The organism is Actinoplanes auranticolor (genome assembly GCF_018332655.1).
In the GTDB taxonomy this organism is placed as follows: Bacteria; Actinomycetota; Actinomycetes; order Mycobacteriales; family Micromonosporaceae; genus Actinoplanes; species Actinoplanes auranticolor.
Genome location: NZ_BOQL01000034.1, coordinates 35,304 through 58,253 on the forward strand (window position 1 = coordinate 35,304; position 22,950 = coordinate 58,253).

The 22,950-nt window shown below is 73.2% G+C and carries 18 protein-coding genes; 9 read left to right on the forward strand and 9 right to left on the reverse strand.

What is annotated here, in order from left to right:
- Positions 1-97: 97 nt before the first annotated feature.
- Together Aau02nite_RS21660 and Aau02nite_RS21665 are read right to left on the reverse strand one after the other, a co-directional pair.
- Entirely contained in the window at positions 98-406 is a 309-nt protein-coding gene (locus Aau02nite_RS21660; RefSeq protein WP_212990354.1) for an AzlD domain-containing protein, read from the reverse strand.
- Positions 400-1,161: an AzlC family ABC transporter permease gene (locus tag Aau02nite_RS21665; RefSeq protein WP_212990355.1), complete on the reverse strand. Its 762-nt coding sequence runs from the start codon at positions 1,159-1,161 to the stop codon at positions 400-402. Before Aau02nite_RS21665 ends, Aau02nite_RS21660 begins: the two co-directional genes overlap by 7 nt.
- 66 nt (positions 1,162-1,227) lie before the next feature.
- Here Aau02nite_RS21665 and Aau02nite_RS21670 point away from each other — a divergent pair, with 66 nt between their 5' ends.
- Positions 1,228-1,785, forward strand: coding sequence for a helix-turn-helix domain-containing protein (locus Aau02nite_RS21670; RefSeq protein ID WP_212990356.1), 558 nt, complete (start codon positions 1,228-1,230; stop codon positions 1,783-1,785).
- On the opposite strand, the gene Aau02nite_RS21675 is transcribed toward Aau02nite_RS21670, so the two are convergent.
- Genes Aau02nite_RS21675 through Aau02nite_RS21685 form a run of 3 tightly spaced genes read right to left on the reverse strand, consistent with a single transcriptional unit; the run spans position 1,782 to position 4,399 of the window.
- Positions 1,782-2,735: an ABC transporter ATP-binding protein gene (locus Aau02nite_RS21675; protein WP_212990357.1), complete on the reverse strand. Its 954-nt coding sequence runs from the start codon at positions 2,733-2,735 to the stop codon at positions 1,782-1,784. The two genes, Aau02nite_RS21670 and Aau02nite_RS21675, sit on opposite strands and share 4 nt — an antisense overlap.
- A gap of 10 nt (positions 2,736-2,745) precedes the next feature.
- A complete protein-coding gene (locus Aau02nite_RS21680) occupies positions 2,746-3,546 on the reverse strand; it encodes an ABC transporter permease (RefSeq protein ID WP_212990358.1) in 801 nt (266 codons plus the stop codon).
- On the reverse strand, positions 3,539-4,399 hold the full coding sequence (locus Aau02nite_RS21685; RefSeq protein WP_212990359.1) for an ABC transporter permease: 861 nt from the start codon (positions 4,397-4,399) through the stop codon (positions 3,539-3,541). The genes Aau02nite_RS21680 and Aau02nite_RS21685 overlap by 8 nt, the downstream gene beginning before the upstream one ends.
- 2,541 nt (positions 4,400-6,940) lie before the next feature.
- Here Aau02nite_RS21685 and Aau02nite_RS21690 point away from each other — a divergent pair.
- Together Aau02nite_RS21690 and Aau02nite_RS21695 are read left to right on the forward strand one after the other, a co-directional pair.
- Positions 6,941-10,321, forward strand: a complete 3,381-nt coding sequence (locus Aau02nite_RS21690) for a WG repeat-containing protein (RefSeq protein ID WP_212990360.1) — start codon at positions 6,941-6,943, stop codon at positions 10,319-10,321.
- A 21-nt stretch (positions 10,322-10,342) separates the two neighbouring features.
- Positions 10,343-11,341 (forward strand): aldo/keto reductase family protein, encoded by a 999-nt coding sequence (locus Aau02nite_RS21695; protein ID WP_212990361.1) that lies wholly within the window; start codon positions 10,343-10,345, stop codon positions 11,339-11,341.
- Between the two features lie 42 nt (positions 11,342-11,383).
- Here the strand turns inward: Aau02nite_RS21695 and Aau02nite_RS21700 are convergent, their stop codons facing one another.
- A complete protein-coding gene (locus Aau02nite_RS21700) occupies positions 11,384-12,211 on the reverse strand; it encodes a site-2 protease family protein (RefSeq protein WP_212990362.1) in 828 nt (275 codons plus the stop codon).
- The gene (locus Aau02nite_RS21705; protein ID WP_106126848.1) at positions 12,208-12,405 is read right to left on the reverse strand and encodes a hypothetical protein; all 198 of its coding nucleotides are present in this window, start codon (positions 12,403-12,405) and stop codon (positions 12,208-12,210) included. The genes Aau02nite_RS21700 and Aau02nite_RS21705 overlap by 4 nt, the downstream gene beginning before the upstream one ends.
- A 138-nt stretch (positions 12,406-12,543) precedes the next feature.
- Between Aau02nite_RS21705 and Aau02nite_RS21710 the strand changes: the two genes are divergently transcribed.
- Both Aau02nite_RS21710 and cobS read left to right on the forward strand, forming a co-directional pair.
- Positions 12,544-14,490: a bifunctional adenosylcobinamide kinase/adenosylcobinamide-phosphate guanylyltransferase gene (locus Aau02nite_RS21710; RefSeq protein ID WP_212990363.1), complete on the forward strand. Its 1,947-nt coding sequence runs from the start codon at positions 12,544-12,546 to the stop codon at positions 14,488-14,490.
- 91 nt (positions 14,491-14,581) lie between these two features.
- A complete protein-coding gene (gene cobS, locus Aau02nite_RS21715) occupies positions 14,582-15,304 on the forward strand; it encodes an adenosylcobinamide-GDP ribazoletransferase (RefSeq protein ID WP_212990403.1) in 723 nt (240 codons plus the stop codon).
- Positions 15,305-15,313: 9 nt separating this feature from the next.
- Here cobS and gcvT read toward each other — a convergent pair whose 3' ends face one another.
- On the reverse strand, positions 15,314-16,417 hold the full coding sequence (gene gcvT, locus Aau02nite_RS21720; RefSeq protein WP_246595336.1) for a glycine cleavage system aminomethyltransferase GcvT: 1,104 nt from the start codon (positions 16,415-16,417) through the stop codon (positions 15,314-15,316).
- A gap of 141 nt (positions 16,418-16,558) precedes the next feature.
- Here gcvT and Aau02nite_RS21725 point away from each other — a divergent pair, with 141 nt between their 5' ends.
- Positions 16,559-18,109 carry a leucyl aminopeptidase gene (locus tag Aau02nite_RS21725; RefSeq protein ID WP_212990365.1) on the forward strand — a complete coding sequence of 517 codons (1,551 nt, stop codon included), beginning with the start codon at positions 16,559-16,561 and terminating at the stop codon, positions 18,107-18,109.
- A gap of 20 nt (positions 18,110-18,129) precedes the next feature.
- Here the strand turns inward: Aau02nite_RS21725 and Aau02nite_RS21730 are convergent, their stop codons facing one another.
- Positions 18,130-18,453: a hypothetical protein gene (locus tag Aau02nite_RS21730; protein ID WP_212990366.1), complete on the reverse strand. Its 324-nt coding sequence runs from the start codon at positions 18,451-18,453 to the stop codon at positions 18,130-18,132.
- Between the two features lie 163 nt (positions 18,454-18,616).
- Here Aau02nite_RS21730 and lpdA point away from each other — a divergent pair, with 163 nt between their 5' ends.
- The 3 genes from lpdA (at position 18,617) to Aau02nite_RS21745 (ending at position 22,944) form a co-directional block, all read left to right on the forward strand.
- Positions 18,617-20,002 carry a dihydrolipoyl dehydrogenase gene (lpdA, locus tag Aau02nite_RS21735; protein ID WP_212990367.1) on the forward strand — a complete coding sequence of 462 codons (1,386 nt, stop codon included), beginning with the start codon at positions 18,617-18,619 and terminating at the stop codon, positions 20,000-20,002.
- A 44-nt stretch (positions 20,003-20,046) separates the two neighbouring features.
- Positions 20,047-21,939 carry a 2-oxoglutarate dehydrogenase, E2 component, dihydrolipoamide succinyltransferase gene (sucB, locus tag Aau02nite_RS21740; protein WP_212990368.1) on the forward strand — a complete coding sequence of 631 codons (1,893 nt, stop codon included), beginning with the start codon at positions 20,047-20,049 and terminating at the stop codon, positions 21,937-21,939.
- An 81-nt stretch (positions 21,940-22,020) separates the two neighbouring features.
- Complete coding sequence (locus Aau02nite_RS21745) at positions 22,021-22,944, forward strand: TIGR01777 family oxidoreductase (protein WP_212990369.1); 924 nt, start codon at positions 22,021-22,023, stop codon at positions 22,942-22,944.
- The last annotated feature ends 6 nt before the right edge of the window (positions 22,945-22,950 follow it).

Here is a 22,950-nt window from a genome sequence, read left to right on the forward strand (position 1 = left end):
TCACCCTGCCAGGTCCGTGCTGGGTGAAACCCAGCTCCACGTGCTCGATGCGGTGCCGGCCTCCCGCAACCGGTCCACCCCCACCCGCCTCGTCGGGTTACTCGATGCCGGCCAGGCGGAGCAGGGCGGCGGTGGCGGCTGCGGCGAGGACGACCACGACGAAGGGTGCTCGGCGCCAGGCCAGCAGGGCGCCGACCAGCACGCCGGCCGGGCGGGCGATGCCGGCGAAGCCGGTGCCCTCCATCAGGGCGGCGGTGGTCGCGAGCGCTGCCAGCAGGGCTGATGCGGCCATCGGGAGCAGGCGCTGGAGCTGGTCGGAGAGTTCGAGGCGGTCGCGCAGCAGCACGCCGGCCAGGCGCATCGTGTAGGTGCCCACGGCCAGGGTCAGGATCGCCGCGATCAGCATGACGCCTCCTCGGACTCGGTGCGCCGGTCGTCCTCGGCTTCGGGCCGGGTCCCGCTCGTCTTGGTGGGGCTCTCGCTCGTCTTGATTCGGCGGCGAGGGCGGAATACCGCGGCAAGGCCCAGGAGGGCGCACAGGACCGGGAGGCCCGCCGGCAGGACCGGGGTCAGGGCCACTGCCACCGCCGCGCCCAGCAGCGCCACCAGGCGGGTGTCGCGGTCGCGCAGGGACGGCAGGATCAGGGCGATGAGGCCGGCCGGGAAGGCCGCGTCCAGGCCCAGTGCCGCCGGGTCGCCGGTGGCGCCGCCCAGCCACACCCCCAGGGCCGTGCCCGTGTTCCACGAGGTGAACAGCGTGATGCCGATCAGCCAGTAGGTGCGCCGGCGCCGTACCGGGTCCGGCTCGGCCAGGGTGAACGCGACCACCTCGTCGGTCATCAGGTGGCTGCCGATCAGCCGGTCACGCCAGCGAGGGCCGACCGTCGCCGAGACCGCCAGGCCGAACGGCAGGTGGCGGGCATTGAGCAGCAGGCCGGCGAAGACCGCGGCGATCGGGTTGCCCGCCGCGATCAGGCCCACCGCCAGGAACTGGGCGCCGCCCGCGAAGACCGCCGTCGACATCAGGAACGGGACCCAGGTCGGCAGCCCGTACGCGATCGCGATGGCGCCGAACGACGCACCCACCGCGATCATCGCCGCCGCGATGGCGGCCGCGTCGCGCAGCAGCGCCCGGTCCGGCGTTCGGGATGGCGTACGCATGGTTCAGAATAATGAACGAACCGCCCTGCGTTCGTCAAACCGAACGACTCGATCGACGGAGTGAACATGTCACACCCCACTCCCCCGCTCGCCACCATCGCCGCAGCCCTGCGCCGCGAGCGCGAGCGGGTCGGCATCTCCCTGGCCGAGCTGGCCCGCCGGGCCGGGCTGGCCAAGTCGACGCTCTCCCAGCTCGAGTCGGGCACCGGCAACCCCAGCGTGGAGACGCTGTGGTCGCTCGGGGTGGCGCTCGGCGTGCCGTTCAGCCGGCTGGTCGAGCCGCCCGCCCCGCTGATCCGCGTGGTCCGGGCCGGCGAGGGGCCGCGGCTGCAGTCCGACCACGCCGACTTCTTCGCCACCCTGCTCGCCGCCGGCGCCGCCCACGCGCGGCGTGACCTCTACGTCATGGAGCTGGAGCCGGGCGGCTCCCGGCAGGCCGACGCGCACCTGCCGGGCAGCGTCGAGCACCTGGTCGTAGCCGCGGGCCGGCTGCGGGTCGGGCCGGCGCAGGAGGAGATCGAGCTCGGCCCCGGCGACTACGTGACCTTCCCCGGCGACATCCCGCACAGCTACCAGGCCCTGGAGCCGGGCACCTGGGCGGTGCTGGTGATGGAGCACCGCTAGGACGCGTACAGGCGGGCCACCACGTCCTCGATGTCCGGCTCGACCAGGGACAGGTCCCGCAGCGACGACAGGGCCGCCAGCCGGGCCACCACCGGCCCGGCCTCGTCCGAGAGCAGGTCGAACGAGGCGCGGTGCCCGTCGGCCTCGAGGGAGACGAGCGTGGCGCCGTCGACCGTGAAGCCGCTCGGCAGCGGCGCGTCGAGGTCCACGACCAGGCGGCGGCGGGAACCGTACCGGGTGTGCAGGGCCTCGATCGTGCCGTCGTGCACGACTCGGCCGTGGTCGATCACCACCAGCCGCCGGCACAGCCGCTCGATGTCGGCCAGGTCGTGCGTGGTCAGCACCAGGGTCACGTCGCCGGTGGCGCCCAGCTCGGCCAGGAACGAGCGCACCGCCTGCTTGCTCACCACGTCCAGGCCGATCGTCGGTTCGTCCAGGAACAGCACCTCGGGCCCGTGCAGCAGCGCCGCGGTGAGGTCCCCGCGCATGCGCTGGCCGAGCGACAGCTGCCGTACCGGGGTGTCCAGGAAGCCGTCGAGGTCCAGCAGGCCGACACAGCGCCGCAGCCTGGCGGCATGCTCCTGGGCCGGCACCCGGTAGATGTGGCGCAGCAGGCTGAACGACTCGCGCAGCGGCAGATCCCACCAGAGCTGTGAACGCTGGCCGAAGACCACGCCGATGCGCAGCGCCAGCCGGGTGCGCTGCGGCACCGGGGTCAGCCCGCACACCGACACCGTCCCGGCCGAGGGCGTCAGCACGCCGGTCAGCATCTTCAGCGTGGTGGACTTGCCGGCGCCGTTCGGGCCGATGTAGCCGACCATCTCGCCGCGCTCGATCCGCAGGTCGATGCCGTCGACCGCGGCCACCGTGCGTTTCGTGCGGCGCAGGCGGCCGGCGCGGACCCGTACCGTGAAGTCCTTGCGCAGGCCGTCCATCCGGATGACCGTCACGATCTCCCCCTCATGATCCGGTGCTGCGGTAGTGCCGGATGCCGGACCGCCAGACCAGCGCGGCGATGCCCGCCACGGCCAGCGCGACCAGCGGCGAGACGTAACCGGTCCAGCCGGGCAGACCGAGCGGGTCGGCGCGGCCCAGCAGCGCCAGCGCCGGCTGGTAGGACACGAAGGCGAAACCCAGGCCGTACGCGAAAACGGCCCGGAACCAGCCCGCGTAGACCGGCACCGGGTACGAGGTGAAGTCACGCCCGCCGTAGGTGAACGCGTTGCCGAGCTGTCCCGAGTCCACCCACCAGAACGCCAGGCTGGCGCTGAGCACGAAGATCGCGGCGAAGAACACCGCCCCGGCGACCGGCACCACGAAGGCCAGCGTCACCCGCGCCGGAGTCCAGTCGATGTCGTTGAGCCCCAGGGCCACCACGAGCACCACGACGGCCAGCGCGAGCCGCAGCGCCTTGCGCAGCGGCAGGTCCATGAACACGAGCTGGCCCAGGGCGCCCAGGGGCCGGATCAGCACGGTGTCCAGCATCCCGGTCCGCACGTACGAGGTCAGCCGGTCGATGTTGCCGACCACGAAGTCGGCCAGATTGAAGGCGCAGGAGGAGAGGCTGACCATGAGAACGGCCTCGGGGAGCGTGAAGCCGGCGATGGTCGGGGTGGCCCGGAAGATCACCAGGACGGCGAGCACGTCGAGCGCCGTACCCCCGATGTTGGTGATCATCTCGACCACGAACGACGCCCGGTACGCCATCATCGACCGCCACTGCCCGCCCAGCAGGGCCGCGTACGCCCGCAGCTCAGCCACCCTGAGCCACCAGCCGGCGCTCGGCGCGGCGCTGCACCAGCGCACACAGCGCCAGCAGCACCACCGCCCAGCAGGCCTGCAGCCCGACCAGGCCGGCCTGCACCGGGGTGGAGTCCCGCTCGACAAGCACGTCCAGCGGCGTCTGCAGGAAGCCGGGGAACGGGGTGGCCACCCACAGGGTGACCGCCAGCCAGTCGGGCAGGAAGCGCAGCGGGAAGTAGAGCCCGGCCAGCAGACCGGCGGCCAGCGTCCACAGCACGATCGGCCCGCGCGCATCGTGCAGCCAGTACGCGGTGGCGTTGACCAGGAACCGCACACCCATGCTGCCGATCACCGCGAGCAGCACGGACACCGCGAACAGCGGCACGGTGAACGGGCGGCCGGGCACGTACGGATCGAAGAAGACGAAGCCGGCAACCAACGGCGGCACGAACCGGAAGAGCAGCGCGTGCAGGGCCCGGCCCAGGTCGGGAGCCAGATAGCTGATCACCGGGTGCACCGGGCGCAGCAGATCGGCCGTCACGTCACCGCTGCGGATCCGGTCGGCCAGTTCCGTCCACCCCCAGAGCGCGACTACGCTGAGCAACCCCTGTCCCACCCACACGAAAGTGGTCAGCTGGGCGGCGTCGTAGCCGCCGGGCCGGCCGCCGACCGCACCCGCCGCCACGGCGAGCAGCACGTAACAGCGGAGGAACCCGAAGACGGTGTTGGTGAACGATCCGGCTATCGTCGCCTGCCGGTAGGTGAGGTACCTCCGGAAACCCGACCATGCGAGCGCTCCGAAAGTCGCGGCAGTGTCCCGGAACGGACGGCGCGGAGAGATCTGAGGCACCCTGGCGTCGAGCCGGTCCACGCCGTTAATCTCCTTCCACAACCCCCGCAGCGGAGCCGGGCGACTGTACCCGGTGCACCGCCCTGCCACCGAGCTATTTCCGACAAGGTGGATAATCGTCGTGACGGAGCGTAACCAGCCATCCGGCGCCCACAGGGCTGCCCGATGAACGGTTGGAGCTCGCACTCCGGCGCGGACCGCTGGGACGACGAACCCGCCTGGGTGTACGAGATCACCTGGGAATGGGAACCCCTGCCCGGCCAGCGCTACCCGGGCGACCCGGGTCGCCGCCGGGCCGTGCACCACCCTGTCTACGACGCCTCCCGGGCCGCCGAAGCAGCGTCGGAATGGGACGCCGACTTCCGCGCCATCGCCCAGGCCTCCGGCCCACCGGCGCCGTCACCGTCGCCGTCTTCGGGTGGCCCGTCGACGGCCCGCCCGGTGTCACCGGCGGCCGGGCGCGCCACGGTCGGCCGTCCGCCGCAGCCGCCACCGTCGTGGACCGGCCCCGAGGAGCAGGGGTACGCCGCACCGGCGGGCCGGACACCGTACGTAGCCGGCTCGTCGTCGTCGCCCCCGCCGCCGGGACCGTCCTGGAACAGGCCGGTGCCGCTGCCGGAACGCCTGCCGGAGGCGGAACGCCGGCATCAGCGGCCGTCAGCGGAACGGCCGCAGTCCGCGCCGCCGCTGTACGGGGAGGCGCCGCGGGCTTCGTATCCGGCGGCGCGGCCCGCTTCGCCGGATACTCGCCGGCCTCCTTCGCCGGACGCCCGACCAGCTCCTTCCTCGGATGCTCGCCACGCTCCTCCACAGGAAGCGCGGCAGGTCTCGCAGGATGCTCGTCGTCCTGATCAGCAGCGGCCGGACCCGCGGTTCCAGGACTCGCGATACCAGGGTGGTCAGCAGGGAACGGGTTCCGCCGCGGACACCCGTTTTCCGGACGGACGGTCCTACGACTCCCGGTCGGCTGGTGCACGCCCGGGGCCGGACCCTCGATCGGCGGACCCTCGATCGGCGGACGCTCGCCGCCCCGACCAGCACCAGACGGCCGCGCCGCAGGACGGCCGTTACCCGGGACAAGCCTCCCCGAGCGGTCAACCACGTCCGGAGTCGCGCCCGGCTCCGGCGCGGCCGGGTGGGGATGCCTACGTTCCGTACCGGATCGGCCCGGCCTCGCAGTCCCCGTCGCGGCCCGCCCAGGAACCACCGCGGCCCGGGACAGAACAGCAGTCCTCGCCGCGGCAGGGGGACGAACAGCTCTACGGCCAGCGGGGGAAGCCGGCGGCCCAGCAGCCGGCCCGGCCGGTCAGTCACGAAACGCCGCCCTACCAGGGACCCGGTGCCACTACGCCCGTGGCTCCTTATCCGGCGCCGCGTCCGGTCCCGCCCGATCGGGCCTGGGCATCCCCGGTTGATCCCCGGCCCGAGACGCCGCTGGGACCCCAAGCTGAGCAGCGAGACCCCCGGTCGGTGGCGCCCCGCTCGGCACCACCGGCGCCCCGGCGCCCGGCGCACAGTGCGGAACCGCCGACAGATCCGCGTTTCCCGGCGCCGCTGCGGGCTGTCCCAGCTCCGGAGACCGCCCAGCCGAGGGTGACGCCACCGGCTGCGCGCCCAGCTGCCTACGCAGCGCCACCGGCCACGCCGACACCCGCCGCGCCCACCACGTTCACGACACCGCCGGCGCCGCATTCAGCGCCCCCGGTGCACTCCGCGCCACCCGTGCACTCCGCACCGCCGGTCCACTCCGCACCGCCGGTCCACTCCGCACCGCCGGTCCACTCCGCACCGCCGGTCCACTCCGCACCGTCCGTGCACTCCGCTCCACTGGCCGCGCCACCGCCTGCGGTGCCTGCCGCCTTCGCGACACCGCCGACGCACTCCGCGCCGCATGGTCATTCCGCGCCGCCCGTGCACTCCGCGCCACCTGCACAATCGATGCCGCCGGGCATGCCGGCGCCTCCCCCGCCTGCCGCCTTTGCCACACCGCCAGCGCAACCAGCGCCGCCGGTGCGTTCTGTGCCGCCTGCGCACTCCACGCCATCGGCACAACCCACCCCACCCGTGCACTCGGCGCCGCCGGTCCACTCCGGGCCGCCGGCGCAGCCCGCGCGGCCTGAGGCGGGTCGTCCGGCTTCGGAGTCTGGGGCGCCTTCCGCATATGCCGCGCCGCCGGCCGTGTCGGCTCCGCCCGCTGGGCAGCAGCAGGCGCCGCCGGTTGTCCGGCCGACGTCCGCGCAGCCCGCGCACTACCGTCCGGCTCCGCCGACCCAGCCCTACGAGCCCCAGCCGCGGCACGCCCCGCCGCCGCCACCGACGCCCACCCCGGCGGACGAACGGCAAGCACTGCGGCCTCCTTACGGAGTGCCCGTCGAGGCGGCCCCCGTCGAGTCCACCGGCTCGCGACCGACCGGTCAGCCTGATGTGGGCGGCCCGGCCGCGTCCGATCTCGAGACCACCCGGCCGATCCCGCCCTTCAGGGCAGCTGCGCCGGACACCGCGGTTCGTCCCGAGCCGGCGCGTGAGACCGCTGCGGAGACGCAGCCGGTCAGCGAAGACTCCGTGGGATCCGCCGAGATCACGGCGATCACCCCGGTACCGGCTGAGCCCGACCCGGTTGTCGAGGAGGAAGAAGCCGCGGAGGAGCCGCACGGTCTCGGCTGGCTGCTGTCGATGAGCGGACTCGGCGCGGTGACCCCCGAACCGGAACCGGTCACCCCCGACCCGACCGACCTGGTCATCGACACCGCCCCGGTCAGCGGCGTGCCGACCGACGACACCTTGGCCGGCGGCGCTCCTGCCACCGGTGCTCCGACCAGCGGCGCACCAGCCAGCACGACCCCGGTCAGCGGTGGCCCGATCGCCGACGCGGCGCCCACTGACGGTCCGGTCAGCGGCGCGCCGGTCAGCTCGCTGCCGACCAGCGGTGCCGCCGTCAAGCAGGACTGGTTCTCGCCGACCACAGAGACGCGCATGGTGAGGCCGAAGGCCCCGGAGGTCTCTCCGGAGGACCGGACACCGGCGGAGGAACACCCGACCGCTTACGCGGCACCGCCCGACGCGCCGGGTCCTGACACGGCAGCCCCGGATGCAGAAACTCTGGACGTGGCCGGGCCAGACCTGCCGGACGCGGCAGCGCCCGACACGGCAGCCCCAAACCCGGCAGCCCCAGACCCGGCAGCGCCCGCCCTGGCGGCCGCGGACCAGCCAGCGCCCGCCCTGGCAGCCTCGGACCTGGCGACACCCGACATGCCGGCCTCGGACCTGGCGACACCCGACATGCCAGCCTCGGACCTGGCGGCACCCGACCCGGCAGCACCCGGTGTCGCCGATCGCGGTGTCGTCAGTCCCGACCTGCCCGAGTCAGACCCGGCTGAGGCCGACAATCCGGACCCGGAGCAGCCACACCCCACCGAAGACCCCGCCGCCGGCCATGAGTTCCGCGGCGCCATCCCGGCTGACGTCGAACCGGCCGATGGCGAATCCGCCGACGTCGAGCCCATCGACGCGGTGTCGACCATCGTCGAATCGGTCGATGCGGAGCCGGTCGTGGTGGAACCCGCGATCTCCGAACCGGTCGACACCGACTGGACCGACATCGAACCGGCCGACCGGCAGCCTGCCTCCGCGGAGCCGGCAGCATCTCGGCCGGCCGACGCAGAGCCGGCCGACGCAGAGCCGGCCGACGCAGAGCCGGCCGACCTGCAGTCGACCAACCCAGAGGTCACCGCCCCACAGCCAGCCGACGCCGAACCGGTCGAGGCCGAACTGGTCGAAGGCGAACTGGTCGAAGGCGAACTGGTCGAGGCCGAACTGGTCGATCCTGGACCGGTCGACGCGGAGCCCTTCGCCGCAGACGTCGTTGATGCGGAAATCGTCGACTCCGCCCCGAGCGATGCCGAGCCGGTGCAGGTCGTCGAGCCGACCGAGGACGAGCGCTTCGCCGCGTCGCCGGATCAGGCTGAGCGGATCGCTGCCGAGCCGGTCGAGGACCAGCGAGTCACCGCTGAGCCGATCGAGGACCAGCGAGTCACCGCCGAGCCGATCGAGGACCAGCGAGTCACCGCCGAGCCGATCGAGGACGAGCAGCTTGCTCCCGAACTGGTCGAGGGCCAGCAGAACGGTGCCGAGCTGACCGATACCTCGCCGGTCCGGACCGAGGATGACGCGACCGAGCCGGTCGATGCGCCTCAGGCCCCCATCGAAACGGTCGATGCCGAGCTGGTCGATCCGCTGCCGGACCAGACCGGAGCAGCGCCCGCCGAACCGATCCAGGCTGAGATCGAAGACCCGCAGCCGGCGGATCCGGTCCGGGCCGAGCTGGTCGACGCGGAGCCCGCGATCACCGACCCGGAAACCGCGGCGGCCGCAAAGCTGATCGACACCGCACCGGCCGACCCCACCGCCCCCGACCCCACCGAAGCCCCGCCCTCCGATAGCCAGGCCGTCGAGAACCCGGCCCCCGAGAACCAGGCCGTCGAGACCGAGTCGGCAGAGCGGACCGCACCCGCCGCCCCGCGGGAACGGCCCGCTCCCCCGCGTACCGGAATGGGCGCTCTCCGGACGCCCAGCATGCAGCTGCCGACGCTCAGCGTCCCCCCGCCTCCACTGCCCGGCCTCGAACCCGAGCGGCGCCGCGCCGACCCCGAGCAGATCCTGGCCGCGTACCCCTGGAAGATCGATCCGGTCACCCTGCGGGAGACCGTCGACGACCCCGAGCCGCTCCTGGCCGTCCGGGATCGGCTCACCGACCGGCTGGAGTACGCCGAGCGGGACACCGTCTGCGCCGGTCTGCTGAGTCTGCGTGCCGTCGTCTCGCGGGTGCTCGGTGACCTCGGGCGGGCCCTGGCCGATGCGCGGGAGGGGCTGCGGCATGCCGAGGCCACCGGTGAGCTGCGGCGGATCGCGCTCGTGCAGGCCCGGCTGGCCCATGTGCAGCAGTGGCGGGGCGATTACGCCGAGGCCGACCGGCTGTTCGAGGAGGCCAACTCCGTCGAGCTGCCCGATCTGTTGCGGGCCGAGTTGCATGTGCAGGCCGGCAAGTCCTGTTACGAGCAGGGGCGTTATCTCGAGGCCTGCAACCAGTTCGAGGCCGCGCTGGAGTTGCGGCGGGTCGAGGATCCCGGGCTGGTCGCCCGGACCGGGGACGCGCTCGACGCCGTCATGGCCCGGGTGCGCGAGGCCGGCTGGGGACCTTACCCTCGCTCGCGCGAGGAGATTCTGCAGCGTAGTGAGCCGCCGCATCCGGCTCTGGACTACGACTCCGGGTGGCAGGGGTACGCCGACAGCAACGGCGAGGTCGTCATCCCCGAGCGTTACGCCGAGGCCCAGCCGTTCCACGAGGGCGTGGCCTGGGTACGCCGTCCCGGCACCGCCGCCTGGGAGCTGATCGACGAGACCGGCGCCCTGGTCATCGACGCGTCCAGCGGGTACGTGCAGGTCGGCCGGTTCGCCGACGGGCTGGCCTGGGTGTCGCGGGATCCGGCCGGCGGCTGGTTCGCCGTCGACTGGCACAACCGGGTCATCGTGCCCGGCGGGTTCGAGGACGTACGGCCGTTCCGGCACGGGCTCGCCGTGGTGCGCCGGGGCGGGTGGGGTGCCATCGACCGGCACGGGCGCATCGTGGTGCAGCTGAAGTATCAGCGGTTCGCGACCGAGCTGACCGCCGGCGGGCCCGTCGAGGGTTTCACCGGCGACGGGCTGGCCGTGATCGACGCCGGGGACCGGCTCGGCGTCGTCGACCGCACCGGGCAGTTGCGGGTGGCGCCGGTGCACGCCCGGCTGCTCATCCATCCGATGGCGTTCGTCGTCGGGGACCGGGACGGGCGCTGGGGTGCGCTGGACCGCGAGGGGGATCCGGTCCTCGAGGTGAGCCGGGCCCGGCCCGCGGATGTGGTGGACGAGATAGAGCGGCTGCTCTCCGGTACCCGGCCGGTTCTGTAAGGGGCCGGTAGGGTCCCAGGCATGGAGTTCCGTCACCTCGGCCGTTCCGGCCTACTCATCAGCGAGATCGCGTACGGCAACTGGATCACCCACGGCTCCCAGGTCGAGGAGGAGGCCGCCGCCGCGTGCGTGCGGGCCGCCCTCGACGTGGGCATCACCACGTTCGACACCGCCGACGTGTACGCCGGCACCCGCGCGGAGGAGGTGCTGGGCCGCGCGCTCAAGGGCGAGCGCCGCGAGGGCCTGGAGATCTTCACCAAGGTCTACTGGCCGACCGGCCCGGGCCCGAACGACCGCAGCCTGTCCCGCAAGCACATCATGGAGTCGATCAACGGCTCGCTGCGCCGCCTGCAGGTGGACTACGTCGACCTGTACCAGGCGCACCGCTACGACTACACGACCCCGCTCGAGGAGACGATGCAGGCGTTCGCCGACATCGTGCACTCCGGCAAGGCCCTCTACATCGGGGTGTCGGAGTGGACCGCGACGGAGATCCGCGCCGGCTGGGAGCTGGCCCAGGATCTGAAGATCCAGCTGGTCTCCAATCAGCCGCAGTATTCCGCGCTGTGGCGGGTCATCGAGGCCGAGGTGGTGCCCACCTCGATCGAGCTGGGCATCGGCCAGGTGGTCTTCTCGCCGATCGCGCAGGGCGTGCTGACCGGCAAGTACGAGCCGGGCAAGCAGCCGCCGGCGGGCTCGCGGGCCACCGACGACAAGTCGGGCGCCGAGTTCATCTCGCGCTGGATGAGCGACGAGGTGCTGACCGCGGTGCAGCAGCTCAAGCCGCTCGCCGAGCAGGCCGGCCTGTCGCTGGCCCAGCTCGCGGTGGCCTGGGTGCTGCAGAACGAGAACGTCTCGGCGGCGATCATCGGCGCGTCGCGCCCGGAGCAGGTCCACGACAACGCCAAGGCGTCGGGCGTGAAGCTCGACAGCGACCTGATGAAGGCGATCGACGAGGTCCTGTCGCCGGTCACCGAGCGGGACCCGGCCAAGACGGTCAGCCCCGCGAAGCGTCCCTGATCCGTTCCGCCCGGCGTCCCCGCGCGGGACGCCGGGCGGGCATCAGAGCGACTGCCAGAAGCGCATGTAGGCGAGGCCGACCTCGCCCATGCTGTCCGGCACGCCGATGAGCCCGGCGAGCCAGCTCACCAGCGTGAAGAACCAGACGTTGATCTGCGACTGCCAGAGCAGGACGAAGAGCAGGATGAAGCCGTACGGCGCGAACAGGTTGAAAGCGCGCTGGTAGGGCGGGCTGAGCCAGGGCTGGACGACGTTGCCGCCGTCCAGGCCGGGCACCGGCAGCAGGTTCAGCAGGCTCGCGGTGACCTGCAGGAACGCCAGCGCGGCCAGCGCCACCCAGAAGTCGCCGTGGCTGCCGCCGATGGTGAAGCCGCCGGAGCCGTCGCTGAGCAGCACCACGTCGCTGCCCGCGCCGAACAGGAACGGCACGGCCAGAATCAGCGCGAACAGCACGTTGGTGGCCGGGCCGGCCGCGCTGATCAGCGACTCCTTGACCTTGCTGCGGATGTGCGCGTGGTCCACCCACACCGCCCCGCCGGGCAGGCCGATGCCGCCGAGCACCACCGCGACCAGCGGCAGCACGATGGACAGCACCGGGTGGGTGTACTTCAGCGGGTTCAGCCGCAGGTAGCCGCGGTCGGCCACGCCACGGTCGCCGGCGAAGTACGCGACGACCGCGTGGGCGTACTCGTGCAGGCACAGCGAGAGCACCCAGCCCGACACGATCAGCAGGAAGACGTCGAAGCGGACGTTGCCGTAGCCGGTCCACGCCATCCAGCCGGCCACCACCGTGACCGCCAGGATCCCGACGAAGACCGGGCTGGGTACGAAGGCGCTCTTCGGGGCGCCGCGTGAGACCTGGTAGTTCACTCGGCCGGCAGCAGACTCATCTTGTAGTCGACCCGGTCGTCCTCGACCAGGGTGACCTGGGTGACCCCGGCGGCCGCCAGCTCACGCCACGCCTGGCCGATCCACGACTCGGCGTCGGCCTGGCTGCTGAACGTCTCGGCCGGGCCGGCGACCGGCTGTCCGTCGACGCCCTCGTACCGCCAACTCCACGGCATTCCGCCGCCTCCCTCAGGTGTCGATCCGTGCTCCTGTTCCCACCCTACGGTGTGCACGGCGGTACGCCCGGTACGCCCGGGCCCATCGAAGCCGGGTCGCCCCGCATGATCGCGGCGGGCGGCCCTAAAGTACGGGGCATGTCTGCTGACGGGTGGAGTTCGGTCCTGGTGCTCGGCGGGATCCGGTCCGGCAAGTCCGCGTTCGCCGAGGCGCTGGTCGCCGGGGCCGCGTCGGTCCGTTATGTCGCCACGGCCGTCGGCGGCGAGGACGATCCGGAGTGGCGGGCCCGCATCGAGTCCCATCAGCGCCGCCGCCCGCAGTCCTGGACCACGGAGGAGACCGGCGCGGACCCGGCGCGGCTGGCCACCCTGCTCACCGAGGCCAAGCCGGACGACACGCTGCTCGTGGACGACCTGGGCGGCTGGGTGGCGGCGCTGCTCGACCCCGCCCAGCAGCCCAACGACGACCTGGCCACCGTGACGGCCCTGGCCGAGGCGGTGCGCTCGTGCGCCGCCCGGCTGGTGCTGGTCAGCCCTGAGGTGGGCCTGTCGCTGGTGCCGGCCACGCCGATCGGCCGGGCGTTCGCGGATGCGCTGGGTACGGCCAACCAGGCCCTGGCCGGCGCCTGTGACCGGGTCGCGTTCGTCGTCGCCGGCCGCCCGACCTGGCTCAAGACCGGGCCGGACGCGCCCGCGATCGTCACGGACCTGCAGGCCGAGAACGCCGAGACGCAGGCGTCGCCGCTGGCCGTCGACGAGGTCGCCATGCACGACGCGATGACCGCGGCGACGCCGGCCGCCGGCACGCCCGTGATCACCCCCACGGACTCTCCCGGCACCGCCGCCGACACGCCCGGGACCGGCTCGGAGTCGCCCTCGGCCGAGGAGGCTGTGGCCGCGCACCGGGCCCGCACCGCGAACGCCGGCGAAGGCGCCCTGCACGCACCGACCATGGTGCTGCCGCTGGTCGCCAGTGGCGCGGTCATCGAGGCGGGCATGGACCTGCCCCTGCCGGACAGTGACGCGGGCCCGGACGCCCGGGACCGGCTGACCGGGGTCGACCTGCCCGGCGCGGGCATCGGCTCGCTGCTCGAGGCGGTCGAGTTCGCCGCCGCCACCCAGGGCACCGCGACCCCGCGGGCCTGGGGCCCGGTCCGGGTGCTGCTGATCGACGGCCGGCACGGTGGCGGCGCGTCCGCCGGCGGCGACGAGCAGGACGCCACCCGCCGGGCCGACGAGGCCGAAGCCGGCGAGGGCGCACTCGCCCGCCTGGCGTCGACCGCGGACGCCGACATCGTGGTGGTCCGCACACCCGCCTCCGGGGCCATGGAGGACGGCCCGGTGCTGGACGCCGAGGCCGTCGACGCGGCCCTGCGGCAGGGCTGGGCGCTGGCCGACGCGGCCGGCGAGGCGGGCCGGGAGGCGGTCATCCTGGCGTCCTGCGGCGTGGGCACGGAAACCGCGGCGACCGCGGTGCTGGCCGCGACCACCGGCGCCGAACCGGTGGCGATCCTGCCGCGGGTGCTGGTGCCCGGCGGCTTCTACGACGACGCGGCGTGGATGGTGCGCTGCGCGGCCGTGCGCGACGCGATGCACCGCATCCGGCAGGAGCCGCGCGGCGCCAAGGACGTCCTGGCCCAGCTCGGCGGAGCCGACCTGGCCGTGGCCACCGGCGCGCTGCTGGGCGCGGCCGCCCGGCGGATGCCGGTGCTGCTGGACGGGCCGCTGGGCATCGCGGCCGGGCTGGTGGCCCGCGACCTGGCCAGCCAGGCCCGGCACTGGTGCCTGCTGCCCGACGCGGGCACCCAGGCGCTGGTCCGGCAGGGCGCCGACGTGCTCGGGGTGACCCCGGTCGTGCAGCTGGGCATGGACCTCGGCGAGGGGGCGAACGCGCTGGCCGTGCTGCCGCTGCTGCGCTCGGCACTCACCCTGGCGGGCGCGCTGCCGGTGCACCCGGCACTGCTGGCCGGACACGGCGACGCCGGCCTGACCGCCGACGAGCCGGACGGGGACGACGAGGACGGGGACGACGAGCAGGACTTCACCGAGCCGGAGCCGCACGGCCCCGGCCCGGCCAGTGCCTGACGATCCCCGACCGGCGCGGGACGAGCCGGCGGACGCCGAGCCGGCGCGGGCTGAACCGGCGCGGGACGAGCCGGCCGGGGGCCGGCTGCCGATGGTGGACGGCCTGCGTCTGGCGCTGACCACCCTCACGGTCCTGCCCGTCGGCACCGGCCGCATCGACCGCCGCAGCGCCGCCGTCGCGATGAGCGTCGCTCCCCTGGTCGGCGCCCTGCTCGGCGCCCTCCTGGCCGCCCTCTTCGTCCTGCTGGGCCAGGGCCTGCTCGCCGCCACGGTGACCGTAGCCGCGAGCGCCCTGCTCACCCGGGGTCTGCACCTGGACGGCCTGGCCGACACGGCCGACGCGCTGGGCTCCTACCGCCGGGGCGACGCCGCCCTGGAGATCATGAAGAAGTCCGACATCGGCCCGTTCGGTGTCGCGGCCATCGCGCTGACCCTGCTGATCCAGGCCGCCGCGCTGACCGGGCTGACGCCGTGGGCGATCGTCGCGGCCTGGGCGGCCGGCCGGCTCGGCGTCACCCTGGCCTGCCGCCGCGGGGTGCCGTCCGCGCGGCCCGAGGGTCTGGGTGCGCTGGTCGCCGCGACCGTGCCGGTGCCGGTGGTGGTCCTGGCCACGGCCGCCGTCGCGGCCGGGGCGGTGTGGGCGGTGCCGGGCCGTCCGTGGCAGGGGCCGCTCGCCGTCGCCGGCGCGCTGCTGGTGACGGTCCTGCTGGTGCGCCATGCGGTACGCCGGTTCGGCGGCATCACCGGCGACGTGATCGGCGCCGCCGTGGAGGTGGCCACCACGGTGACGCTGATCGGCCTGGCCGTGCGCTGAGTCGTACGGTCACCGCACCGAGGTCTGCACGAACGGCGGCTTCACGATCTTCGCCTCGGTGCGGCGGCCCCGGATGTCGATCTCGACCAGGTCCCCCTCGGCCAGCCCGGCGGACGTGTCGAGCAGGGCCAGCGCGATGCCGATCTTCTTCGTGGGCGAGAACGTGCCGCTGGTCACCTCGCCGACGAGCGCGTCCCCGGCGTACACCTGCATGTGACCCCGCGGGATGCCGCGGCCGGTCAGTTCCAGGCCGCGCAGCAGCCGGCGCGGGCCCGCCGCTTTCTCGGCGACCAGCGCCTCGCGGCCCCAGAACGCGGGCTTGGACCAGCCGACCGCCCAGCCGGACCGGGCCTGCACCGGGGTGATCTCCAGCGACAGCTCCTGGCCGTGCAGCGGGTAGCCCATCTCGGTGCGCAGCGTGTCGCGGGCGCCGAGCCCGCACGGGCGCACACCCGCCTCGACCAGCGCGTCCCAGACCGTGACCGCGTCGTCCCAGGGCACGACCAGCTCGTAGCCCTGCTCGCCGGTGTACCCGGTGCGGCAGACGATCAGGTCGACGCCGTCGATCCGGGCCGGGTTGAACGACATGTAGTCGTGGCCGGTCGGCAGGCCCAGCTTGGTGACCGTCTCGGCGGAGTGCGGGCCCTGCACGGCAAGGACCGCGTAGCTGCGGTGCTCGTCGGTGACCGTGATCCCCTCGGGCGCCGCGGCGGCGAGCCGGCGGACCACCTCGGCCGTGTTGGCGGCGTTCGGGATCAGGAAGACCTCGTCCGGGCCGATCAGGTACGCGATCAGGTCGTCCACCACGCCGCCGGTCGCGTCGTCGCAGCACAGCGTGTACTGCGCCTTGCCGGGGGCGATGCGGCCGAGGTCGTTGCTGAGGCAGGAGTTCACGAAGTCCGCCGCGCCGGGGCCGGTGACCCGGGCCTTGCCCAGGTGCGACACGTCGAACACGCCGACGGCCTCACGGACGGCGGTGTGCTCGCGCAGGACGCCACCACCGGCGTACTCCAGGGGCATCTGCCAGCCGCCGAAGGCGGCGAACTTGGCGCCGAGCGCGACGTGGCGCTCGTGCAGAGGCGAACGGAGCAGGGGTGCGGCCTCGGTCGACATGAGTGGCAACTTACCGGTGACCTCGCATGTGGTTAGCATCGGCGGGACACCATCACCGATCGGCGCGACCCGCGCCGGGGTGACCACACCGCCGGGGCGGCCCACGAGGGGGCTCCGGCCCCTCATCGTCGCGGAGCCCGAGTGACCCACCCCGCCCCCTCTCTCACCCTGGTCGACAACGACCCCGCCGAACTGGCCGTCGATGCGATCGTCATCGGGCTGCACAGTCAGCCGGACGAGGGTGGCGCGCTGCTGCCGGCCGCCGGCGCGGAGAGCATCGCCGCCGCGTTCGACGGCAAGCTGACCTCGACCCTGGCTCTGCTCGGCGCCACCGGCGCCCCGGGCGAGGTGACCAAGCTGGCCACCCTGGGCACGATCGCGGCGCCGCTGGTCATCGCGGTCGGTCTGGGCGACGAGCCGTCCGGTTCCGCGCCCGCCACCGAGACGCTGCGGCGAGGCACGGGCGCCGCGGTGCGCGCGCTCGCCGGCAGCGGGACGGTCGCGCTGGCGCTGCCGGTGCCCGACGACACGGACGCGCCGGGTGTGCTGCGGGCGATCCTCGAGGGTGCGCTGCTCGGGTCGTACCGTTTCGCCGGTTACAAGACCAAGCCGCAGCCGTCCCGCCGTGACCCGGTCAAGGCCCTGCAGGTCACCGTGCCGGACGCCGCCGACGCGGCGGCCCTGGCCGAGGTGGCCCGGGCCGAGGTGGTCGCCAGGGTCGTCCGGCTCACCCGCGACTGGGTCAACACCGCGCCGAACGAGCTGCGCCCGCCGCAGTTCGCCGACGCCGTGGTCGCCGCGGCCGAGGGCACCGGCCTCGAGGTCGAGGTGCTCGACTTCGACGCGCTCAAGGCCGGTGGCTACGGCGGCATCGTCGCCGTCGGTCAGGGCTCCGAGGCGCCGCCGCGCCTGGTCAAGCTCAGCTACACGCCGGAGGGCGTGACCGATCCGAAGCGGGTCGCGCTGGTCGGCAAGGGCATCACCTTCGACACCGGCGGCATCAGCATCAAGCCGACCGCCGGCATGTGGGAGATGAAGTCGGACATGGCCGGCGCTGCCGCGGTCGGCGCGGCCCTGCTGGCCGTGGCCGCGCTCAAGCCGGCGGTCGCGGTGACCGGCTACCTGGCCATGGCGGAGAACATGCCCTCCGGTACGGCGTACCGGCCGGGCGACGTCATCACCATGTTCAGCGGCAAGCGGGTCGAGGTGCTCAACACCGACGCCGAGGGCCGGATGGTGCTCGCCGACGCGATCGCCCGGGCCTGCGCCGACGGCACCGACTACGTCTTCGAGACCTCGACGCTGACCGGCGGTCAGGTGATCGCGCTGGGCAAGCGGATCGCCGGGGTGATGGGCTCGCCGGAGACCTGCGAGCGGGTCAAGGTGGCCGGGGAGTCCGTCGGCGAGCCGGCCTGGCCGATGCCGCTGCCGGACGACGTGCGCAAGGGCATGGATTCGGAGATCGCCGACATCAGCCAGGTCAACGCGAGCATGGACCGGGCCGGGCACATGCTGCAGGGCGGCGTCTTCCTGCGCGAGTTCGTCGCCGAGGGCGTCGAGTGGGCGCACATCGACATCGCCGGGCCGTCGTACCACACGGGCGAGCCGAACGGTTACTGGACCAAGGGCGGCACCGGGGTGCCGGTGCGCACGCTGCTGGCGCTGGTCGACGACGTGGCCGCCAACGGCTGAGCGGCGGGCGCCGCCCGGCCCTACGAGGCCGGGCGGCGCTTCTGGCGCTCGTTGTAGTCGCGCATCCGCTGCGGGTAGCCCATCAGCCGGATGTCGTAGATCGGCATCGCCAGCTGGTGGGCGAAGCGCCGGGCCCCCTCCGGGGAGTCGACGCGCCGGCGGGTCCACTCACCGTCGTGGGCCACGAGCAGCAGCGTGGTCTCGGTCACTGTCGTCTTGGGCTCGATGAAACCCTCCACCCCGCGGCGGGACCGGGCGAACTCGGCAAGGTGCTCGAAATCGGCACGGTCGGCCGGCCGGCCGCTGCCACGGGACGGCTCTTTCCGCCGCCGGAACCAAGCCACGCCGCGCTCCTCACGTTCGACTGCGGCCAGGGTACGTCCTCACCCCGTGTCGTTGGGCACCTGACTACATCGATCGTTGCGGGAAGTGACAAGATGGCCAGGACAGCTGTGACCGTTTCCACCATGTGACCCATGGGGAGACGTACGCGATCTGGGAGTAGACGTGAGCCAGCCTGGCGGAACCTTCGACATCGTGATCCTCGGTGCCGGCAGCGGCGGTTACGCCGCGGCTCTGCGCGCGGCCGAGCTGAACCTGTCGGTGGCACTGATCGACAAGGCCGAGCTGGGCGGCACCTGCCTGCACCGCGGCTGCATCCCGACCAAGGCGCTGCTGCACGCGGCCGAGGTCGCCGACCAGACCCGCGAGAGCGAGCAGTTCGGCGTCAAGGCCGACCTGGTCGGCATCGACATGGCCGGGGTGAACGCGTACAAGGACGGCGTCGTCGGCCGGCTCTACAAGGGCCTGCAGGGCCTGATGAAGCAGCCCAACATCACCCTGGTCCAGGGCGCCGGCAAGCTGGTCGCCCAGGACACCGTCGAGGTCGACGGCAAGAAGTACACCGGCCGCAACGTCATCCTGGCCACCGGCTCCTACTCCCGCTCGCTGCCCGGCCTCGAGGTCGACGGCAAGCGCGTGCTGACCAGCGAGCACGCCCTCAAGCTGGACCGCGTGCCGAGTTCCGCGATCGTGCTGGGCGGCGGCGTCATCGGCGTCGAGTTCGCCAGCGTCTGGAAGTCCTTCGGCGCCGACGTGACCATCCTGGAGGCGCTGCCCCGGCTGGTCGCCGCCGAGGACGAGGAGATCTCCAAGACCCTTGAGCGGGCGTTCCGCAAGCGGAAGATCAACTTCAAGGTCGGCAAGCCGTTCGAGAAGGTCGAGCACACCGAGAACGGCGTCAAGGCGACCCTGGCCGGCGGCGAGACCGTCGAGGCCGAGATCCTGCTGGTCGCGGTAGGCCGCGGCCCGACGACCAAGGACCTGGGGTACGAGCAGCAGGGCATCACGCTCGACCGGGGCTTCGTGATCACCAACGAGCGGCTGCACACCGGCGTCGGCAACATCTACGCGGTCGGCGACATCGTGCCCGGCCTCCAGCTCGCGCACCGTGGCTTCCAGCAGGGCATCTTCGTCGCCGAGGAGATCGCCGGCAAGAACCCGGCGGTCATCGACGAGAACGGCATCCCCCGGGTCACCTACTCCGACCCCGAGATCGCCTCCGTCGGCCTGACCGAGGCCCGCGCCAAGGAGCAGTACGGCGCCGACAAGGTCACGTCGTACAACTACAACCTCGGTGGCAACGGCAAGAGCCAGATCCTCAAGACCGCGGGCTTCGTGAAGCTGGTCCGGGTCAACGACGGCCCGGTCGTCGGCGTGCACATGGTCGGCGCGCGGATGGGCGAGCTCGTCGGGGAGGCGCAGCTGATCTACAACTGGGAAGCTTTCCCGGAGGAGGTCGCTCAGCTGGTGCACGCCCACCCGACGCAGAACGAGGCGCTCGGCGAGGCGTTCCTCGCCCTGGCGGGCAAGCCTCTGCACGCGCACAGCTGATACGTCGATCACGCCAAGAAGAGCGGTTTAAGGAGTTCTGAGAGATGCCGGTATCGGTCACCATGCCGCGGCTCGGTGAGAGCGTCACCGAGGGCACCGTCACGCGCTGGCTCAAGCAGGAGGGCGAGCGGGTCGAGGCCGACGAGCCGCTGCTCGAGGTCTCCACCGACAAGGTCGACACGGAGATCCCGTCGCCGGCCGCCGGGGTGCTCTCGCGCATCGTCGTCGGCGAGGACGAGACGGCCGACGTCGGCAGCGAGCTCGCGATCATCGCGGGTGACGGCGAGGACGCGGGCTCGTCCGCCCCGGCCCCGGCCGAGGACGCCCAGCAGGCCGCACCCGCCGCTGAGCCCGAGGCCGAGCCGGAGCCCGAGCCGGAGCCCGAGCCCGCCGCGCTCGACACCCCGTCGACGGAGAAGCCCGTCGAGGAGGAGACTCCCGCGCCGCAGACCGCCGCCCCCACCGGCGGCTCCGAGGGCACGGCCGTCAAGATGCCCGCGCTCGGCGAGAGCGTCACCGAGGGCACCGTCACCCGCTGGCTCAAGCAGGTCGGCGACACCATCGAGGTCGACGAGCCGCTGCTCGAGGTCTCCACCGACAAGGTCGACACGGAGATCCCGTCGCCGGTCGCCGGCACGGTCCTGGAGATCAAGGTCCCTGAGGACGAGACCGCCGACGTCGGCGCCGAGCTGGCCATCATCGGCACCCCGGGCAGCGCGCCCGCCGCGGCACCGGCACCGTCCGCGCCGGCCCCGCAGCAGGCCGAGGCCCCCGAGGCGGAGGCGCCCAAGGCGGAGGCCCCGAAGCCCGCGCCGCAGCAGCAGTCCGCGCCGCTGGTCGAGTCCAAGCCCGCCCCGGAGCAGGCCGGCGAGTCGTACGCCGGCCCGTCGCCCGAGGTCGAGGCCGGTCAGCCCGCCGCCCCCGCACCCGCCGCGCCAGCGCAGTCCAGCGCCCCGGCCGCCGAGTCGGTCAAGGCCAACGGGGCCGGCGACGCCGGTTACGTGACCCCGCTGGTCCGCAAGCTCGCCGCCGAGAAGGGGGTCGACCTGTCGTCGATCACCGGCACCGGCGTCGGCGGCCGGATCCGCAAGCAGGACGTCATCGAGGCCGCGGACAAGGCCGCCGCAGCCGCGGCTAAGCCCGCCTCTCGGGAGACCTCTGCCGCACCGGCCGCGGCTCCAGCCGCCGCCAAGCCCGCGCCGAGCCCGCTGCGGGGCCGCACCGAGAAGCTGACCCGCACCCGCGCGACGATCGCCCGCCGCATGGTCGAGTCGCTGCAGATCTCGGCCCAGCTGACCACGGTGGTCGAGGTCGACGTCACCAAGATCGCCAACCTGCGGAACAAGGCCAAGGCCGACTTCCTGGCCAAGAACGGCGCGAAGCTGACCTTCCTGCCGTTCCTGGCCCTGGCCGCGGTCGAGGCCCTGCGTCAGCACCCGGTGGTCAACTCGTCCATCGACCAGGAGGCCGGCACGGTCACCTACCACGACGGCGAGCACCTCGGCATCGCGGTGGACACCCCGAAGGGCCTGATCGTCCCGGTCATCCGCGACGCCGGCGACCTCAACCTGGCCGGCCTGGCCAAGCGGATCGCCGACGTGGCCGAGCGCACCCGGAACAACAAGATCAGCCCGGACGAGATCTCCGGCGGCACCTTCACGCTGACCAACACGGGCAGCCGCGGTGCGCTCTTCGACACGCCGATCATCAACCAGCCGCAGGTCGGCATCCTCGGCACCGGTGCGGTCGTCAAGCGCGCCGTGGTCGTCGAGGACCCCAACCTCGGTGAGCTGATCGTGCCGCGCTCGATGATCTACCTGGCGCTCAGCTACGACCACCGGATCGTGGACGGCGCGGACGCCGCCCGGTTCCTGGTGACGATGAAGGAGCGCCTCGAGGCCGGTCAGTTCGAGGGCGACCTGGGGCTCACCGCCTGACCGCGGACAGAACATGAAGAAGGGGCGCTTTTGCGCCCCTTCTTTGTTTTGAGCGGGTTCAACTTCGGGAATGATGGAGATATGCGGATTCTCCTGGCCGGCGCGTCCGGTTTCCTCGGCACCCGGCTCGCCGAGCGGCTGCGCGCCGCCGGCCACGACGTCACCCGGCTCGTCCGGCACCCCGCCCAGGCCGCCGACGAGGCCACCTGGAAGCCGTCCTCCGGCCAGCTCGACCAGGCGGTGGTCGCGGGGGCCGGCGCGGTGATCAACCTGGCCGGGGCCGGCGTCGGGGACAAGCGCTGGAACGCCCGCTACAAGAGCCTGATCCGCAGCAGCCGGGTGGACACGGCCGGCACGATCGCCCACGCGATCAGGAATCTGCCGGCCGCCGACCGCCCCCGCGTGCTGCTGCAGTCCTCCGCCGTCGGCTGGTACGGCGACACCGGCGACCGCGCGGTCACCGAGGAGGCCCCGGCCGGCACCGGCTTCCTGGCCGACGTGTGCCGGGTCTGGGAGGCCGCGGCCCGTCCCGCCGAGGACGCCGGCACCCGGGTCGCCCTGCTGCGCACCGGCCTCCCACTGGATGAGAACGGCGGATTGCTCAAACCGCAGATGATGCCGTTCCGGATGGGCGCCGGGGCCAAGCTCGGCGGCGGCAAGCAGTGGGTCCCCTGGATCGGCCTGGCCGACTGGCTCGGTGCCGTCGACTTCCTGCTGGAGCGCGACGATCTGGCCGGCCCGGTCAACCTGGTCGGCCCCGAGCCGGTCACCAACGCCACGTTTACCCAGGTCCTCGGCAAGGTGCTGAACCGGCCGGCGGTGCTGCAAGTGCCGGGGATCGCCCTGCAGGTCGCCCTGGGCGAGTTCGCCCACGAGGCGCTGCGCAGTCAGCGGGTGCTGCCGGGGGTCCTGCGGAAGGCGGGCTTCACCTTCACCCAGCCGACTCTGGAGACGGCGCTGCGGGCCGCGATCGATCAGCAATCGAGTACGGCGGGCAGGCCGTAGCGCCGA

Coding starts and splice junctions, on each gene's coding strand:
- Aau02nite_RS21660 (WP_212990354.1), bottom strand. CDS start 406: ATGCTGATCGCGGCGATCCTGACCCTGGCCGTGGGCACCTACACGATG.
- Aau02nite_RS21665 (WP_212990355.1), bottom strand. CDS start 1,161: ATGCGTACGCCATCCCGAACGCCGGACCGGGCGCTGCTGCGCGACGCG.
- Aau02nite_RS21670 (WP_212990356.1), top strand. CDS start 1,228: ATGTCACACCCCACTCCCCCGCTCGCCACCATCGCCGCAGCCCTGCGC.
- Aau02nite_RS21695 (WP_212990361.1), top strand. CDS start 10,343: ATGGAGTTCCGTCACCTCGGCCGTTCCGGCCTACTCATCAGCGAGATC.
- Aau02nite_RS21705 (WP_106126848.1), bottom strand. CDS start 12,405: ATGCCGTGGAGTTGGCGGTACGAGGGCGTCGACGGACAGCCGGTCGCC.
- Aau02nite_RS21710 (WP_212990363.1), top strand. CDS start 12,544: ATGTCTGCTGACGGGTGGAGTTCGGTCCTGGTGCTCGGCGGGATCCGG.
- cobS (WP_212990403.1), top strand. CDS start 14,582: ATGGTGGACGGCCTGCGTCTGGCGCTGACCACCCTCACGGTCCTGCCC.
- gcvT (WP_246595336.1), bottom strand. CDS start 16,417: ATGTCGACCGAGGCCGCACCCCTGCTCCGTTCGCCTCTGCACGAGCGC.
- sucB (WP_212990368.1), top strand. CDS start 20,047: ATGCCGGTATCGGTCACCATGCCGCGGCTCGGTGAGAGCGTCACCGAG.
- Aau02nite_RS21745 (WP_212990369.1), top strand. CDS start 22,021: ATGCGGATTCTCCTGGCCGGCGCGTCCGGTTTCCTCGGCACCCGGCTC.